This is a genomic window from Amycolatopsis sp. CFH S0740 (genome assembly GCF_004522315.1).
Taxonomy (GTDB): Bacteria; Actinomycetota; Actinomycetes; order Mycobacteriales; family Pseudonocardiaceae; genus Amycolatopsis; species Amycolatopsis nivea.
In genome coordinates, this window is sequence record NZ_SDLS01000007.1 from 209,001 (window position 1) to 225,387 (window position 16,387).

Sequence of the window (16,387 nt, forward strand, 5' to 3'; positions counted from 1 at the left end):
CTCGAATTCCTTCCATCGCAAGCACGGTCCTGATACCCGGTGGAGAGCGAGGCAAACACCCGGACGAGGGAAGCTGGCGCGCGGAACGGACCAGCGGCTACCGGAGGAACCGGACCAGCGTTTCCGAGAGCTGGTCCGGATTTTCCTCGGCCATGTGGTGCCCGGACTCGATGCGGGCGGACGTCAGCTCGCCGCTGACCCACGACCGCCAGATGCCGACCGGATCGCCGTAAAGGTCCTCCATGTCGTCCCTGACGGACCAGGCGACGAGGGTCGGACAGGAGATGACGCGCTGTGCCGCCCGGTCCGCCTCGTCATGGGCGCGATCGACGGTCAGCCCGGCGCGGTAGTCCTCCAGCATGGCCCGCACGGTGGCCGGATTGGTAATCGCGCGCGTCATGTCGAGATAGTTCTCGCGCCCCATGGCTTTCTCATTTGGGCGGTACCAGGCAAGGGGATCCGCCGTGATCACCCGCTCCGCGTGCGGGGAGGCGCCGAGGAAGAACCAGTGCCACCACGCCGTGGCGAACTGAGTGCCCGCGCGTTCGAGCGCCTCGAGAATCGGCACGCTGTCGAGGACGCCGAGACGGGACACCGAATCGGGATGGTCCAGCGCGGTGCGGTAAGCGACGTAACTGCCGCGATCGTGTCCTACGACGGCGAATCGGCGGTGGCCGAGGCTGCGCATCAGAGCCACGATGTCGGCTGCCATCGCACGATCGCAGTAGACCTCGTGGTTTTCGTCGGGATCGGGTTTGGCCGACCGGCCGTACCCGCGCAAATCCGGGCACACCACGGTCAATCCCGCCTCGGCGAGCCGGGGAGCTACCCGGTACCAAGTCGTATGTGTCCGGGGATGCCCGTGCAGCAACACCACGGGCGGCCCTTCCCCGCCGCTTCGGCCGTGGATGGTCACTGAGTCGCTGACGGAGACGTCCCATTCGGCGAAGGTGTCGAACACGCTTCCACTCTCGCACCGCCGAGACCCGCTCGCGCGCTGGTGCGCCTCGCTCAACCGGAAGACTCAACGAGCCCGCGAAGGCGACTCGCCATAACGCCGCCGAAACGCCGCAGCGAACCGGCTGGCGCTGGAAAATCCCCACCGCGCCGCGATTTCGCTGACCGACAATTCCGGGTGCTCTTCGAGATCCACCCGCGCATGCTGCAACCGCACCCCGACGAGATGCTCCGTCGGCGTGCAGCCGACCCATTCCCGGAAGCTCTCCTGCAACCGGCGAACCGTAGTCCCGGCGACGGCAGCCATGTCCGCCGCCGTCCACGCCCGGGCCGGGTCGGCGCGCACCGCGTCGACCACTCGCGTGATCGCGCGCGGCCGCGGCGGCGGAACGCGGCCGGTATCGGGGCAGCCCGCCAGGAGGAATCCGGCCGCGACCGCTCCGGCCAGTTGTTCCCGGACGATCGGCTGGTCGCTGAACAACGAGCCGTCGCGCATCTGCGACGACAGACCGGCGACGAGATGCCGCCAGTCGCGCGCGGGACCGTGCTCCAGCGGCAACTGGTCCGGGAGCGCACCGGCGACGCGGACGGTCCCGGCGCCGACGACCCGTTCGGCCTCGCGGTCCAGCCAGTCCCGGTCGAATTTGACGCCCAGCACGGTGCAGGTCGCGTCCCAGTGGGTGATCAGCGACGGCGTGTCCGCCCGGAAGACGGTCGCCTGTCCCGGCACCGACGTCACCGAACCGTGCCTGCCGCGGCTGGCGAGGTGGCCGGTCAGCGGCAGGTTGACCTCGTACGCGGAGGGGTAGTCGCAGGCGATCTCCACGTCGGCTCCCCATCCGACGTACCCGATCAGCACCGGGCCGAGGTCCAGCGTCCGCAGGGTCAGCCGCGGTTCGCGGCCGCCGCCGAGCGGCGTCAGCTGGTGCGGAAAGTAGGCGTCGGCCACCGACTTCGAGACTCGCTCCCAGTCCCGCGGCGCCGCACCACGGCGTGCGGACATGGACGCATGCTAGCTGATCAGCGGCGGAGCGCCGGATTCGTCGCGCGATCCGTACCGGATCCGCGCTTCGCGTGTCGTGGGCGCTGCCCGCGCGGACCTACCTTCGCCCCACCACGCACGAAGGAGGCCGCGTCAATGACGACGAACAGCACCACCGCCCCGGACCTGTCCTGGATCGACGACATCACCATGGCCCAGCTGGAGCGCAACCCGTACGAGCCGTACGAACGGCTGCGCCGCGAGGCCCCGCTGGCGTACGTGCCGGTGCTCGGCTCATACGTGGCGACGACCGCGGAGATCTGCCGCGAGATCGCCACCAGCCCCGATTTCGAAGCCGTCATCACCCCGGCCGGCGGCCGCACCTTCGGCCATCCGGCGATCATCGGGGTCAACGGCGACATCCACGCCGACCTGCGCTCGATGGTCGAGCCCGCGCTGCAGCCCGTCGAGGTCGACCGGTGGATCGACGACCTCGTCCGCCCCATCGCCCGCGGCTACCTGGAGAAGTTCGAGAACGACGGCCGCACGGAACTCGTCTCCCAGTACTGCGAGCCGGTCAGCGTCCGTTCCCTCGGCGACCTGCTCGGGCTGCAGAGCGTCAGCTCGGACAAACTGCGCGAATGGTTCGCGAAACTGAGCCGGTCCTTCACCAACGCGGCGATGACCGAGGACGGCGAATTCGCCAACCCGGAGGGGTTCGTCCAGGGCGACGAGGCGAAGGCCGAGATCCAGGCGACGGTCGACCCGCTGATCGACCGGTGGATCGCCGAACCCGCCGACACCGCGATCTCGCACTGGCTGCACGACGGGATGCCGCCGGGCAAGACCCGCGACCGCGAGTACATCTACCCGACGATCTACGTGTACCTGCTCGGCGCGATGCAGGAACCGGGCCACGGCATGGCCTCGACGCTGACCGGGCTGTTCAGCGAACCCGACCAGCTCGAGCAGGTGGTGGACGACCCGGCGCTGATCCCCCGCGCGATCTCCGAGGGGATGCGCTGGACCTCGCCGATCTGGTCGGCCACCGCGCGGATCTCGACCAAGGCGGTCACCGTCGCCGGGGTCGAGCTGCCCGCGGGCACGCCGGTGATCCTCTCCTACGGCTCGGCCAACCACGACACCGGCGTCTACGAGGCCCCGACCCGCTACGACCTGCACCGTCCCCCGCTGCCGCACCTGGCGTTCGGCGCCGGGAACCACGCCTGCGCCGGGATCTACTTCGCCAACCACGTCATGCGGATCGCGCTGGAGGAACTGTTCGAGTCGATCCCGAACCTCGAGCGCGACACCTCCTCGGACGTCGAGTTCTGGGGCTGGGGTTTCCGCGGGCCGACGTCGCTGCACGTCGCCTGGGAGGCCTGACATGTCCTTCACCGCGACCGTCGGCGGCCGGGAAGTGCCGTGCGGGCCGGACCAGCCGATGCTCGACGCCTTCCTCCGCGCCGGCGTCTGGATGCCGAACTCCTGCAACCAGGGCACCTGCGGCACCTGCAAGCTGCGGGTGGTCGACGGCGCCGTCGACCACCGCGACTCCCCCGCCGACACCCTGACCGAGGACGAGCGGGCGGCGGGCCTGGCGCTGGCCTGCCAGGCCCGGCTCCGCTCGAACGTCGTCGTCGAAACCTCAGGCGGCACCGCCCGGGCTACGCACCCGCTGCGCGATCTCACCGCGACCGTCCGCGAAATCCAGGACATCGCCCGCGACACCCGGCGGCTGCGGCTCGGCCTGCCCGAACCGCTGGCGTTCAACGCGGGCCAGTACGTCGAGCTGACCGTGCCCGGCACCGGCGTGCGCCGCCAGTACTCGCTGGTCAACACCGCCGACGAGGACAAGGTCCTGGAATTGCACGTCCGTCTGGTGCCCGGCGGGGCGGCCACCGAACAGTGGATCTTCGCGGGGCTCTCCGTCGGAGAACAGGTCCAGGTCACCGGCCCGCTCGGCGATTTCTTCCTGCCGCCCGAGGACGAGGACGACGGCGACCCGATGGCGCTCATCGGCGGCGGCACCGGCCTCGCCCCGCTGATCGGACTGGCCCGCACCGCGCTGTCCCGGGACCCGAGCCGGAAAGTGGTGCTGTACCACGGAGTTCGTGGTGCGGCCGACCTCTACGACCTCGACCTGATGGCCGAACTCGCCGACAGCTACCCGGGTTTCTCGTTCCTTCCGGTGCTGTCGCACGAACCCGGGAACAGCACGTATCGCACCGGTTTCCCGACCGACCAGTTCCTCGAGGACGTCCCCAGCGCCCGCGGCTGGTCCGGCTGGCTCTGCGGGCCGCCGCCGATGGTCGACGCCGGGGTGAAGGCGTTCAAACGCCGCCGCATGGCGCCGCGGATGATCCACCGGGAGAACTTCACTCCGGCCACGACCTGACCGGAATCCCGTTTCCTAAAGGTCGATGACGACCTTGCCGTGCACGTGCCGGCCCGACTGCAGCTCGACCGCGGCCCGGATCTCCTCGACCGGGAAGCTCGCCGCGATCGGCACCCGGAGCCGTCCCGCCGCCACCAGCTCGGCGATCTCCTCGATGGCGCCGGGCGCGGCGTTGGCCCCGTTCGCCGGAGTGATCCCGTCGATCTGACCGGCGATGGTGGTGATGCGTTCGTCCGGCACACCGAGTTCGCGGGCCGCCCACGCCGTTTCCGCCCCGTGCAGATCCATGGCCGCGGTGACGCCGGCGGGCGCGAGCGCACGGACCCGGTCGACCAAGCCGTCGCCATAAGCGACCGGCTCGGCCCCCAGGGCGCGCAGGGCGTCGGCCGAGGACGCCGACCCCGTCCCGATCACGCGCGCACCGGCAAGGCGGGCGAGCTGGACAGCGAACACGCCGACCCCGCCTCCCGCGCCGCCGATCAGCACCGTGTCGCCCGGGCCCGGGTTGACCACCGCCAGCGCCGCGGCCGCCGTGCAGCCCGCGATCGCAAGCGCGGCGGCGGTGCGGTCGTCGACGCCGTCCGGAGTGCGGTGCGCATCGCCGCCCACCGCGATGGTCCCCGCGACGTCCACGACGACGTAATCGGCGACCGCGCGGGACAGCGCGCCGCCGAACACCCGGTCGCCGATCGCGAACTCGGTCACGCCGTCGCCGATCTGGTCCACGGTCCCGGCGTAATCGGTGCCGAACCCGCACGGCAGGCTCAGCCCGAACCGCGCGGCGGTCTCCGCGTCCGAGGTCATGAACCAGTCCATCGGGTTCAGCCCCGCCGCGGCGACCCGCACGCGAAGCTGCCCCGGACCGGCCTGCGGCACTGGCACTTCGCGCACCCTCAGGGCCTCCGGCCCGCCGAACGTCTCGAACCGCACCGCCCGGCTCGCTTCTTTCCCGCTCACGTGGCTCCTCCGATTCCAGGAAACGGACTATGCTCCGTTTACGTCCGCGAATCTAGCACAAGTGGAGCGTGATCCGTTTTGGCTGCCGCGAAGTCCCCCCGGGCAGACGCGACCCGCAACCGCCGGCAACTGCTGGACGTCGCGACCCGGCTGTTCGCCGCGGCCGGGACCGAGCCGTCGATGCGCGCGATCGCCGCCGAGGCCGGGGTCGGCATCGCCACCCTCTACCGGCATTTCCCCACCCGCGAGTCGCTGGTCGACGCGGTCTACCAGGACCAGGTCTCGCGGCTCACCGCCGGCGCCGAGGACCTGCTCGCCCGCCTCGGCCCGGCAGCCGCGCTGCGCCGCTGGATGGACCTGTTCGGGGACTGGATCGCCACCAAGAACGGCATGCTGGACACGCTGCTCGCGATGGTCGAATCCGGCGAGATCGCGCACGCCCACACGAGAACCGAACTCCTCGCGGCCATCGACGGCCTCCTCGAAGCCGGGCGCGCCAGCGGCGAACTCCGCGCCGACGTCCCCGCCGAAGACATCGCTGCCGCGCTCATCGGCATCTTCACCGTGGCCGGTTCCGCCGAGCACAAGGCGATGGCGGGTCGGCTGCTGGACCTATTGCTGGACGGGCTCCGGGCTACCGCCTAGCCGTCGCGGGCTCCAGCGCACTCAACACCGACTGGTGCGTGATCCAGCCGGTCAGCCGCGGCAGCTCGGCGAGGTCGCCCACTTGACCGGCCTGGTCCTCGGCCACCGCTTCGGGTAGCGGCCGTCCTCGTCGATCACCGGCATCTTCACCGTGACCGGTTCCGTCGAGCACAAGGCGATGGCAGGTCGGCTGCTGGACGGGCTCCGGGCTACTGCCTAGCCGTCGCGGGCTCCAGCGCGCTCAACACCGACTGGTGCGTGATCCACCCGGTCAGCTCATCAGCCCCGGTCAACACCGGAAGCCCGGTCCCCGGCGCCTGGGCAAGCGCGTCGAGCGCATCGGCAAGCGTCGAATCGCTCGTCACCAGCGGCGGCAGCTCGGCGAGGTCGCCCACCTGGCCCGCCTGGTCCTCGGCCACCGCCTCGGCGACCGCACGGGCGGTGGCGCAGCCCTGGTAGCGGCCGTCCTCGTCGATCACCGGCAGGATTCCGTGGCCGGACAAGGCGAGCGCGTGCGCGGCCAGTTCCAGCGGAAGGTTCTCCCGCAGCGGCTCGGGAAGCGGTTCGGTGACCGCGGAGACCTTGGTGCCCGCCAACCGTTGCGCGGACGGGTGTTTGTCCAGATCGATGCCGCGACGGCGCAGTTTGAGCGTGTAGATCGTGTCCCGGCTCAAAGTCTTGCTCACGGCGGTCGCGATCACGATCGCCGTCAGCATCGGCAGAATCACCGTGTACTGCCCGGTCAACTCGAACAGCACGATCACCGCCGTGATCGGGGCCCGCGCCGAACCGGCGAACGCCGCCCCCATCCCGATCAGCCCGTACACCCCCGGCGACGCGGTCACCGACGGGAACAACGCGTGCACCGCGATCCCGAACGCCGTGCCCGCCATCGCCCCGATGAACAGCGACGGCGCGAACACCCCGCCCGACCCGCCGATGCCGATCGTCAGACTGGTCGCCAGGATCTTCCCCAGCATCAGCACCAGCAGGAACCCGAACAGGTACTTGCCTTCGACCGCGTTCTGCAGCACGGGATAGCCCACCCCGTACATCTGCGGCAACGCCAGCAGCAGCCCGCCGAGGAACACCCCGCCGACCGCCGGGCGCAGCCACTCCGGACCTCGCCACAACCGGTCGCACAAATCCTCGATCCAGTACAGCACCCGCGTGAACAGCACCCCGCACGCGCCGACCACCAACCCCAGCATCACGAACAGCAGATACTCCACCGGACTGCGCAACGAGAACGGCGGCAGATCCAGGAACGGCGCGTTCCCCAGCACCGCCCGCCCCACCACGCTCGCCGTCACGCTCGCCAGCACCACCGCCCCGAACGACTCCGCCGCGAAATCCCGCAGGATCAGCTCCATCGCGAAGAACGGACCCGCCAACGGCGCGTTGAAGGTTGCCGCGATCCCGCCCGCCGCACCACACGCCACCAGCACCCGCAGCCGCGACTCCGGCAGCCGCGCCGCCCGCCCCAGCGCCGAACCCAGCGCGGATCCGATCTGCACGATCGGGCCTTCCCGGCCCACTGAACCGCCCGAGCCGATCGTCAACGCCGACGCCAGCGCCTTCACCACGCTCACCTGCACCGGAATCCGCCCGCCCCGCTCGGCGACGGCGTACATCACCTCCGGCACCCCGTGCCCCCGCGCCTCCGGAGCAAACCGGTACACCAACGGCCCGTACACCAACCCCGCCAACACCGGAGCCAGCAACAAAAACCACGGACCCAACGCAGGAAACCACGAATGCGCCTCGCGCCCGGCCGCCGAGTAGTCCGCGTGCCCGGAAAACACGTGCGTGAACGTGGTGATCAACCACCGGAACACGACCGCACCCAAACCCGCGCCCGCACCGATCAGCACCGCCAGCCCGACCAGACCCGCCCGGCTCTCCCGCACCCACCGGCCTACCGGCTGGCGCACCGGCACGACCAGCCCGCGTTTCCCCGCACTCTCACCCGACGACATTGATGCAGTATGCAACAATTGCGCACGGACATGGTTGCGGGATCGCTCACACCAAGCGCGCTAAGGGTTTTCGTCCGCTTTGCCCGCCGTCGGAGGTTTCTCCGACGAGCAGGTCAGAACACGAAGTAGCGCAACCACAGATAGGGCGCGGCGACGAGCACGGTGAGCACCGTGACGATCGCGCCTTTCTTCGTGAATTCCCAGAACGAAATCGGTGCCCCCGCCCGGGCGGCGAGGCCCAGCACCACGACGTTCGCGCTCGCGCCGACCGCCGTCATGTTGCCGCCGAAGTCCGCGCCGAGGGCCAGCGACCACCACAGCGCTTCGGAGTGCGCCGGATCCGGGATGTCGTGGGTCAGCGCCAGCACGAGCGGCGACATCGTTGCCACGTAAGGAATGTTGTCGATCACGCCGGACAGCAGCGCGGACACGCCGAGGATCAGGAAGACCGCCAGCAGCGCGTTCCCGCCGGTGGCTCCGGCGGCGAGCTTGGCCAGCCAGTCGATCACCCCGGTCTTGACCAGCGCTCCGATCATGATGAACAGCCCCGCGAAGAACAGCAGGGTCTCCCACTCCACCCCGGCCAGATACTGCTTGGGCGCCGTCCCGGACACCAGCACGAGCAGGCCCGCACCGAGCAGCGCGACCACCGACGGGTCCAGGTGCACCACCGAATGCAGCACGAACCCCGCGAACACCAGCAGCAGCACGACACCGGACTTGAGCAGCAGCTTCGGGTCCCGGATGGCCTCGCGTTCCTTGAGCGCCATGACATCGGCGACCCGTTGCGGGTCCACCGAGAACGAACCGCGGAACAGCCACGGCAGCACCAGTCCCAGCACGACGAGTTCGATCGCGACGATCGGCGTCAGGTTGAGCAGGAAGTCGTTGAACGCCAAGCCCGCGCGGCTGCCGATGATGATGTTCGGCGGGTCGCCGATCAGGGTCGCGGTGCCGCCGATGTTGGAGGCGAGGACCTCCGCGATCAGGAACGGGACCGGGCTGATGTCGAGCCGGTCGCACACCAGCAGCGTCACCGGGGCGATCAGCAGCACCGTCGTCACATTGTCCAGGAACGCCGAGGCGACCGCGGTGATCAGCACCAGCAGCAGCATGATCCGCAGCGGCGACCCCTTGGCGCGCTTGGCCGCCCAGATCGCCACGAACTCGAACACCCCGGTCCGGCGCAGGATCCCGACGATGATCATCATGCCGAGCAGCAGGAACAGCACGTTCCAGTCGACGCCGGTGTCCTCGGAGAAGAACGCGTCGGCCGACCCGGACACCCCGGTCGCGAGCACCACGCCCGCCCCGGCCAGCGCGGCGGTCATCTTCGGGATCTTCTCGGTCGCGATGAACACATACGCCACCACGAACACGACAACCGCGATGACCGTGCTCACCGGCGGACCGCCCGGCTCAGCCGCGCCAGGGTCAGCGAGGCGTCAGCGCGTGCTCCAGCAGCCGCGACGCGGACACCACGCCGAGCAGCGTCCGATCCCGCATCACCGCCACGAGCGGGCAGCGCAGCCGGGCCATCGTCGCGGCGACCTCCACGATCGTGTCGTCGGCGTCCACCCTCGGCAGCTCGCGCGGTTCGTCCGGCAGCAACTCGCGCACCGTCCGCCCGCCCAGCTTGTCCGCGACGCGGTCCGCCATCGACTCGCTCAGCACCCCCGCCAGCGACGGATCGTCGCGCACGTAAGGCGGCACGAGGAACTGCACGACGTCGGACGCGGGCAGCACCGTGTGCGGACACCCGGAAGCTTCCGTCACCACCAGCCCCGGCAACCGGTGCTCCGCCAGCAGCCGCGCGGCCGCCAGCGCGTCCGCATCGAGATCGACGACCGGGAACTCCTCGGCCAGCTCCGCTGCGCGCATGCCCCCAGGCTACGGCGGACCGGGCCGCTCCGCCGGAACTCGCGATTTCTTTCCGCACGCCTGACGCCATGAGGCTCCTCGGGGTCGACCGGACCGCCCGTCGCCCGGCTGGGCACGGGCAGGCCGACCAGACTTCCCGGCACACCACGCGTAAAGATGCCGCAAAGACCGGCCCGGAGCAAACCGGGCCGGTCTGGGGACCGCCGCGGGATCAGGCCCGCACGGACACGAGTTTCGCCCGGGCTTCCTTCACGGACGGGCCGCCGGTGAAGCACCAGATCGCGATCACCGGGTCGCAGATGGCGCAGCCCAGCGACGACGTGTGCGCGAACGGCAGGATCGGCGCGCCTTTGAGGTGGTGCAGCACGTCCAGCGTCGTGTGCAGCAGCCAGGCGACCCCGATGAAAGCCCAGGATTCCAGACCGCGGTAAGCGCAGTAGGTCACCGCGGCGGCGAACGCCAGCTCCCACGGGCCGAACGCGCCGCTGCTCAGGTAGGCGGCACCCGCGCCCGCGACCATGATCGCGTTGAAACGACGGCGGTACGGCTCGGCGAGAAAGGAATTGAGCAGGGTGTAAGCAATGCCGATGAGAACGGCGGAAACGATGATCACCTTTTCACGCTAAGGTCGCGGGCGGCTGCGCATAACTGGCTACGACGACACTTTTCGCCGGGTTCTGGCCAGCGGAGCGCCCGCTTGCTCACCCGTCGCGACGCTATTCGCGTCCGGTCAGGTTCGCTGCCTGCCATTGCCCAGGGCGGACGCCGGTCTGGCGCAAAAAGAACGCCGAGAAGTTCGCGGCGTCAGGGAAACCCAGCCGTTGCCCGCACCGCGCCGCGCTGAGCCGGTCGTGCGCGAGCAGCCGCTTGGCCTCCAGGACCAAGCGTTCGCACAGGTAGTCCTTGGCACTGCGGCCGGTCGCCGCTCGGACGGCGCGCGTGAGCGTTCTCGGGGCGTACCTGAGCTTGCGGGCATAGCTGGCGACGTCGTGGCAGACCCGGAAATCCTCTTCCACCGCAACGCGGAACCGCTGGAAGAGACCGGCTCCGGAGTCGCCGTCCGCGGCAGGCGGCGCGAGTCGCAGCAGCAGCGCGGACAACACCAGGCCGAGCAGTTCGCCGGTCCGCTCCTGCCGGGCGGCGCCGGCCTCGCTGCGCAGATGCCCGAGCGCGGCGTTGATCAGCGGCCACTGCGCGGCGGAGGCGGTCCAGCACGCCGCCGCCCACGGGTCCGCAGCCAATTCACGGCTGCCGGGAGTGGCCGGTGCGGTGGGCACGAACAGCACCAGGTCTCCGGCCAGATCGCCGAGGTCGTCCCAGCGGTGCACGACGCCCGGCCGGATCCACACCACGCTCCGGGCCGCGAGCGGGCAGCTCGCGAAGTCGACCGAAACCCGGCCGTGGCCGCGCCGCACCACCGCGAGCACATGAAAGTCGCCGCGTTCGGTCATGCCGCGGTCCAGCCGCCGCAACTTCGCGAACGACATCGTCTCCACCGGCGCGCCGGACTCCTGCGGCTGGTAGGAGAGCTGACGAATCCCGGTCATGCAGTCCATTTTTCACCATGCCAGGTCCGGCGTCGACGATGCGCCCAGGCGGGCCGGTCGGTTGACTCAAGGGCAAGCAACCCGACTGGCAACAAAGGAAATCTCTCATGGTGACGACCGCATCGACCCAGCTTCCGGTCTACGACTACCGGCCGGGCGACGGACCTGTGCTGGTGTTTTTGCACTACTGGGGCGGCTCGGCACGCACCTGGCAGCCAGTGCTCGACCGGTTGCCGGGACGCGCCGCGCTGAACCTCGATTTCCGCGGCTGGGGACGCTCGCGCGAACTGCCCGGCCCCTACACGCTGGAGCAGTTCGCGCACGACACCGAGGCCGTGATCGCCGACGCGGGGGTGAGCGACTACGTCCTGGTCGGGCATTCGATGGGCGGCAAAGTCGCGCAGCTGGCGGCTTCCGCGCGTCCGGCCGGGCTCGCCGGTCTCGTCCTCGTCGCGCCCGGACCGGCCAAGCCCGCCGCGACGGTCACACCCGAGTACCAGGAAGGGCTGTCGCACGCCTACGACTCCGACGAGTCGACAGCGGCCGCACGCGACACCGTCCTCACCGCGACGGCGCTGGACGACGAGACGAAAGCCCGGATCGTGGCGGATTCCCGTTCCTGCGCCGAGCAAGCCCGCTTCGAATGGCCCCTGCACGGGATCGCCGAGGACATCACGATCGCGGCCCGCGCCATCGACGTTCCCGTCCTGGTCGTCGCGGGCGAGCACGACCGGGTGGAACCGGCCGGGGTGCTGCGTGACAACCTGCTGCCCTACCTGGCACGCGCGAGCATGACCGTCCTTCCCCGCAGCGGCCACCTGCTGCCGCTGGAAGCACCGGACGCACTCGCGCAGGTGCTCCGGAGCGAGTGGGGCCGGTGAGCTCGGCTCCGTGCGGCTCACGCCCGCACCGTGGATCCCGCACTGCCGCGTGCTCTCCCCCGCGAAGTCCTCACGAAACAGCGGTGCGCCGGAAAGCCAGCAACGCCACCACACCCACCAGTGGTCCGGCCGCGAGCACCAGCAGCGCAACGCTCCAGGACGCGGATTCGGCCAGCACCGGCACCAGGTAGATGGTCACCGCGGTGGTGACGTAACCCAGCGCCAACTGCAGCGACACCGCGCTGCCGACGTAACGCGGGTCGGCGGTTTCAGTGACCAGCGCGGAAAACTGGGCGGAGTCGGCGATCACCCAGAATCCCCAGAACGCGCTCAGCACCACCACGACCGGCGTCGGCATGTCGCGCAGCAGGGCGAGCGCCACCGCGGTGGATCCGGACAGCACGAGGCTGATCAACGCCGACGGCGCGCGCCCAGCCCGGTCGCCGATCCAGCCGCCGACGAGGCATCCGATCGCGCCGGCTCCGATGCAGACGAAGGCCGCGAGCGCGGCGTGCCGGGCGCCGTCCGGTCCGCCGGAGAAGCCCTGCAGCCCGGCCAGAAATGTGCCGATCCAGGCCCACATCGCGTACAGCTCCCACATGTGCCCGGCGTAGCCGAGGTTGGCCAGCATCACCGGGCGGCTGCGGACTGCCCGGAGCGCGGACCGGAGCCGGAACGTCGAGCGCGGGAACGGGTACGGCCCGGTGCCGCGCACGGTCAGCACCAGCAGCCCGCCGCACGCGGTGAGCGCCGACGTCGCCGCGATCACCGACTGCCAGCCGAGCCCGCCCGACGCCTTCACCAGCTGCGGCGCGGCCGAACCGAGCGTCAGCGCGCCGATGATGACGCCGAGCGCGGTGCCGCGGCCCTTGCGGAACCAGGACGAAACTTCTTTCAGCGCGGGTGGATAGACCGCGGCGAGGCACGCTCCGGTGAGCGCCCGCAGCACCAAGGCGGTGCCGAAACCGGGGGCCCACAACAGAAGCAGGTTCGTCACCGCCGCGCAGAGCGCCCCGGCGCACATCAGCTTCCGGGGCGCGACCGCGTCGGCGAGGCCGCTCGCGGCGGACGCGAGCGCTCCCGCCACGAACCCGAGCTGCACCGCGATGGTCAGCAGCGAGGATTCTCCGCTGGTCAGGTGCCACAGTTGCTGCAGCTGCGGCACCACGAACGACGCCGAGAACCAGACGCTCATCGAAGCGAACGTCGCGACGGCGATCAACGCCAGCGCCCGCCGGTCCGCGGTCAGCCTTGCCATGCGGTCACCTCCTCCGGAACGCGGTGGCCGCGCGGACCCGCCCGAGCGCGGCCACCGCGCGTTCGACCGAGTCCAGCATGGCTACGCCGTGCTCGCTCGCCATCGTGCGCAAGCGGCGGGCCAGCGCGTCCTGCTCCGCGCTGAAACTGGTCCGCAGCACCAAAACGAGCGGGACGTCGCCGCGATCGGCGGTCAGCAGATCGCGGGTGAGCGCGGTGACGAGGTCTGCGGCTTCCTTGCTCTCCTTCAGGTCGTAGACGGTCCCGAGATCGAGGTACGCGCACAGGCTGTCGACGCCCGGATCTCGCGCGAGCGCGGCGGCGAGCGCCCCGGTGAAGCAGCGGTCACCGTCGAACAGCGACCAGATGGGGATGTCGACCGGGTTGTGCAGACTGCTGCCGGGAGCGTCGTACGGGGCGAGGGCTTCCGCTGTCTCGGCCGAAACCGGGGGCAGGACGAGGCCGTGGTCGTGGGCGATGTCCGAACCGACGACCGCGACCCCGCCGCCGCTGCCGACCAGGCCGAGGCCGGTGCCGGTCAGGCCGGGCGCGTACTGCGCGACCAGCAGGGTGTCGAGGAGTTCGTCCAGATTCCCGGCGAGGACGACCCCGGCGGCCGACGCCGCGTCGCGCAACAGCCGGGGATCGCTTGCCAGCGCGCCGGTGTGCGAAGCGGCCGCCGCGCCGCCCGCCGCGCTCCGGCCGCCCTTGAACAGCACCACCGGGATCGACACCTGCGCGGCGAGCGTGAAGAACCGCTCCGCGTCGCTGTCGTCTTCCAGATAGAACGCGGCCAGCGACGTACGCGGATCCGCCTCGCAGAACGCCAGGAACTCCGACGGGGAAACGTCGTCGCAGTTGCCGACCGAGCTGACGAAACTGAACCGCAGCCCCAATTCCTTGCCGCGGCGCACGACATCGCCCGCATAGGTGCCCGACTGCGACACGAACGCGATGCCGCCTGTTTCGTCCGACGAAGCCGACCGGCCGATCATCGTGATCCGCGAGTACGGCGTGTAGTGGCCGATGCAGTTGGGTCCCAGCACGCGGAGCTGGGTTCCGGCGACTGCCGCGGCGAGATCGGCGGTGTCGGCGGTGTAGACGTGCGCGGTTTTCGTGCCCTTCGCGGCGAGTGCGCGCAACGCATCCGGCACTGCCGCGGCGGGAAGCGCGACCACGGCCCGGTCCAAGCCGGCGGGCAGCTGGCCGACTTCCCGCACGGCGGGGTGCCCGAGGATCTCGGTCGCCGACCGGCTCACCGGGTGCACCGCTCCGGCGAATCCCTGGTCGACGAGAGTGCGCACAGCTCGGTGCCCCATCTTCGCCGGGTCGGCCGAAGCGCCCAGCACAGCGATGCTATTCGGATAGATGGCGGGCCGGAGTTGCGCGTAAGCCTCCGCAGGGACCGGCGGGGCCGAGGGCGGTGCCGGGGACCTGGTCACCGCGCGGGCGTCCACGGCGACGATCCCGTCCGGCCCTACGACGACCGGGTTGAAGTCGACCTGGTCTACCGGCTCGGACAGCAGCAGCCCGTCCGCGCCGCCGACCCGCACAAGCAGGTCCGCCAGCGCCGCGTGCGCGTCCGGGAACCGGCGGCGCAGCACCGCGCCGAGCCGGGTCCGGTCGATCAGCGCGACCGCTCCGGCGAGATCGAGCGGAGCGAGCGCGAACGCGACGTCCCCGAGCGTCTCGACGTCCACTCCCCCGGACCCGACCATCACCACCGGGCCGAACCCCGGGTCGTGCAACGCGCCGACCACCGCCTCCAGGCCGGGTTCGACCATCGGCTCGACCGTCACGCCACGCACCGCGACGCCCTGTCCCGCCTGCGCGGCGAACAATTTCTCGACCGCGTCGACGACGTCGAGCGGGTCGACGCCGAGCAGCACGCCGCCCGCCTTGCTCTTGTGCACCACGCCGTCGGCGACGAGTTTGACCGCGACCGGGCGAGCGATCCGCGCGGCGGCGGCCCCGGCTTCGATGGCCGTCGCGGCGAACGTCACCGGGTTGGCCGGCACGCCGTACCGGATGGCCAGGTCGCGGATCTCGTCCTCGCGCAGCCGCTCGCCGGACAGCGAAACCGTCGTCACGACAGCACCTCGGCAATGCGGTCGTGGTGGTCGCCGGGGTGGTCCGGGTAAGCGGGCGGACGGCGTTCCAGGAACGCGGAGACGCCCTCGCTGCCGTCGGGCAACTCCCGGACCAGCGCCGCGAGAGCGGGTTCCGCCGCCAGCCCGGCGTCCGTGCCGTGGCGCAGGCTGTGCCGGAGCCCGGCCTTCACCGCGGCGACCACGGCGGGCGAGACGGCGGCGATGGCTTCGGCCAGTTCCAGTGCTCCTTCGAGGGCGTCCGGGCCGTCGTGGACCTGGGTGACGAAGCCATGCCGAAGCGCCTCGTCGGCGCCGAACGGCGCGGCGGTGGCGAGCCACCGGTAGGCGACCGGGTAGCCGACCAGGTTGAGCAGCCTGCTCAGCTGACCGCCGACCGGCACCAAGCCGATCGCCGCGCCCACCGCGCAGAACCGGGCGTCCCGGCTCGCGACCCGCAGGTCGCAGTTGAGCGCCAGGATGAACCCGGCCGCGTACGCCGGGCCGTCAACCGCGGCGATGACCGGCGTGAGGATTTCGGCGGGCCTGCCGAAAGCAGCGTTGGCGGCCGGATCGCCCGCGGTTTCCGGCTTCTCCAGCACCTCCTGCAGGTCGTGCCCGGAGGAGAAGCATCCGCCCGCGCCGGTGACGACAACGGCTCGCACCGCCGGGTCGGCGTCCGCCCGGTCCAGTTCGCTCAGCAGGGCCGGCGCCATGTCGCCGGAGAACGCTCCGCGCTTGGCGGGGTTGTGAATGGTCAGGACGCGCACGGCGCCCCGGTCGGACACGCGAATGCCGGGTGTCATCGGGAAAACT

General features: G+C 70.8%; 15 protein-coding genes. 4 read left to right on the forward strand and 11 right to left on the reverse strand.

The window, feature by feature from the left end:
* Positions 1-97: 97 nt before the first annotated feature.
* Both EIZ45_RS15000 and EIZ45_RS15005 read right to left on the reverse strand, forming a co-directional pair.
* Complete coding sequence (locus EIZ45_RS15000) at positions 98-961, reverse strand: alpha/beta fold hydrolase (RefSeq protein WP_134662853.1); 864 nt, start codon at positions 959-961, stop codon at positions 98-100.
* Positions 962-1,024: 63 nt separating this feature from the next.
* A complete protein-coding gene (locus EIZ45_RS15005) occupies positions 1,025-1,960 on the reverse strand; it encodes an AraC family transcriptional regulator (RefSeq protein ID WP_134662854.1) in 936 nt (311 codons plus the stop codon).
* 135 nt (positions 1,961-2,095) lie between these two features.
* On the opposite strand from EIZ45_RS15005, the gene EIZ45_RS15010 reads away from it, so the two are divergent.
* Positions 2,096-3,325, forward strand: a complete 1,230-nt coding sequence (locus tag EIZ45_RS15010) for a cytochrome P450 (protein ID WP_134662855.1) — start codon at positions 2,096-2,098, stop codon at positions 3,323-3,325.
* Between the two features lies 1 nt (position 3,326).
* Complete coding sequence (locus EIZ45_RS15015) at positions 3,327-4,337, forward strand: FAD-binding oxidoreductase (RefSeq protein ID WP_134662856.1); 1,011 nt, start codon at positions 3,327-3,329, stop codon at positions 4,335-4,337.
* 15 nt (positions 4,338-4,352) lie between these two features.
* On the opposite strand, the gene EIZ45_RS15020 is transcribed toward EIZ45_RS15015, so the two are convergent.
* Positions 4,353-5,294, reverse strand: a complete 942-nt coding sequence (locus EIZ45_RS15020; protein ID WP_134662857.1) for an NADP-dependent oxidoreductase — start codon at positions 5,292-5,294, stop codon at positions 4,353-4,355.
* Positions 5,295-5,372: 78 nt separating this feature from the next.
* Between EIZ45_RS15020 and EIZ45_RS15025 the strand changes: the two genes are divergently transcribed.
* On the forward strand, positions 5,373-5,939 hold the full coding sequence (locus EIZ45_RS15025; protein WP_134662858.1) for a TetR/AcrR family transcriptional regulator: 567 nt from the start codon (positions 5,373-5,375) through the stop codon (positions 5,937-5,939).
* 209 nt (positions 5,940-6,148) lie between these two features.
* Here EIZ45_RS15025 and EIZ45_RS15035 read toward each other — a convergent pair whose 3' ends face one another.
* From EIZ45_RS15035 to EIZ45_RS15055, 5 genes are all read right to left on the reverse strand, one after another.
* Positions 6,149-7,918, reverse strand: a complete 1,770-nt coding sequence (locus EIZ45_RS15035; protein ID WP_134662859.1) for a chloride channel protein — start codon at positions 7,916-7,918, stop codon at positions 6,149-6,151.
* A 113-nt stretch (positions 7,919-8,031) separates the two neighbouring features.
* Entirely contained in the window at positions 8,032-9,321 is a 1,290-nt protein-coding gene (locus tag EIZ45_RS15040) for an ArsB/NhaD family transporter (protein ID WP_134662860.1), read from the reverse strand.
* Positions 9,322-9,352: 31 nt separating this feature from the next.
* The gene (locus EIZ45_RS15045) at positions 9,353-9,799 is read right to left on the reverse strand and encodes a CBS domain-containing protein (RefSeq protein WP_134662861.1); all 447 of its coding nucleotides are present in this window, start codon (positions 9,797-9,799) and stop codon (positions 9,353-9,355) included.
* Between the two features lie 211 nt (positions 9,800-10,010).
* Positions 10,011-10,409, reverse strand: a complete 399-nt coding sequence (locus EIZ45_RS15050; RefSeq protein WP_370318142.1) for a DUF6010 family protein — start codon at positions 10,407-10,409, stop codon at positions 10,011-10,013.
* A gap of 106 nt (positions 10,410-10,515) precedes the next feature.
* Complete coding sequence (locus EIZ45_RS15055) at positions 10,516-11,346, reverse strand: AraC family transcriptional regulator (RefSeq protein ID WP_134662862.1); 831 nt, start codon at positions 11,344-11,346, stop codon at positions 10,516-10,518.
* A 107-nt stretch (positions 11,347-11,453) separates the two neighbouring features.
* On the opposite strand from EIZ45_RS15055, the gene EIZ45_RS15060 reads away from it, so the two are divergent.
* Entirely contained in the window at positions 11,454-12,227 is a 774-nt protein-coding gene (locus EIZ45_RS15060) for an alpha/beta fold hydrolase (RefSeq protein ID WP_134662863.1), read from the forward strand.
* A 70-nt stretch (positions 12,228-12,297) separates the two neighbouring features.
* On the opposite strand, the gene EIZ45_RS15065 is transcribed toward EIZ45_RS15060, so the two are convergent.
* The 3 genes from EIZ45_RS15065 to EIZ45_RS15075 are packed head-to-tail and all read right to left on the reverse strand — an operon-like array spanning position 12,298 to position 16,377.
* Positions 12,298-13,485, reverse strand: a complete 1,188-nt coding sequence (locus tag EIZ45_RS15065) for a nitrate/nitrite transporter (RefSeq protein ID WP_037806370.1) — start codon at positions 13,483-13,485, stop codon at positions 12,298-12,300.
* Between the two features lie 4 nt (positions 13,486-13,489).
* Positions 13,490-15,574 (reverse strand): acetate--CoA ligase family protein, encoded by a 2,085-nt coding sequence (locus EIZ45_RS15070; protein ID WP_134662864.1) that lies wholly within the window; start codon positions 15,572-15,574, stop codon positions 13,490-13,492.
* Positions 15,571-16,377 (reverse strand): enoyl-CoA hydratase/isomerase family protein, encoded by an 807-nt coding sequence (locus EIZ45_RS15075; RefSeq protein WP_134662865.1) that lies wholly within the window; start codon positions 16,375-16,377, stop codon positions 15,571-15,573. Before EIZ45_RS15075 ends, EIZ45_RS15070 begins: the two co-directional genes overlap by 4 nt.
* Positions 16,378-16,387: the final 10 nt, after the last annotated feature.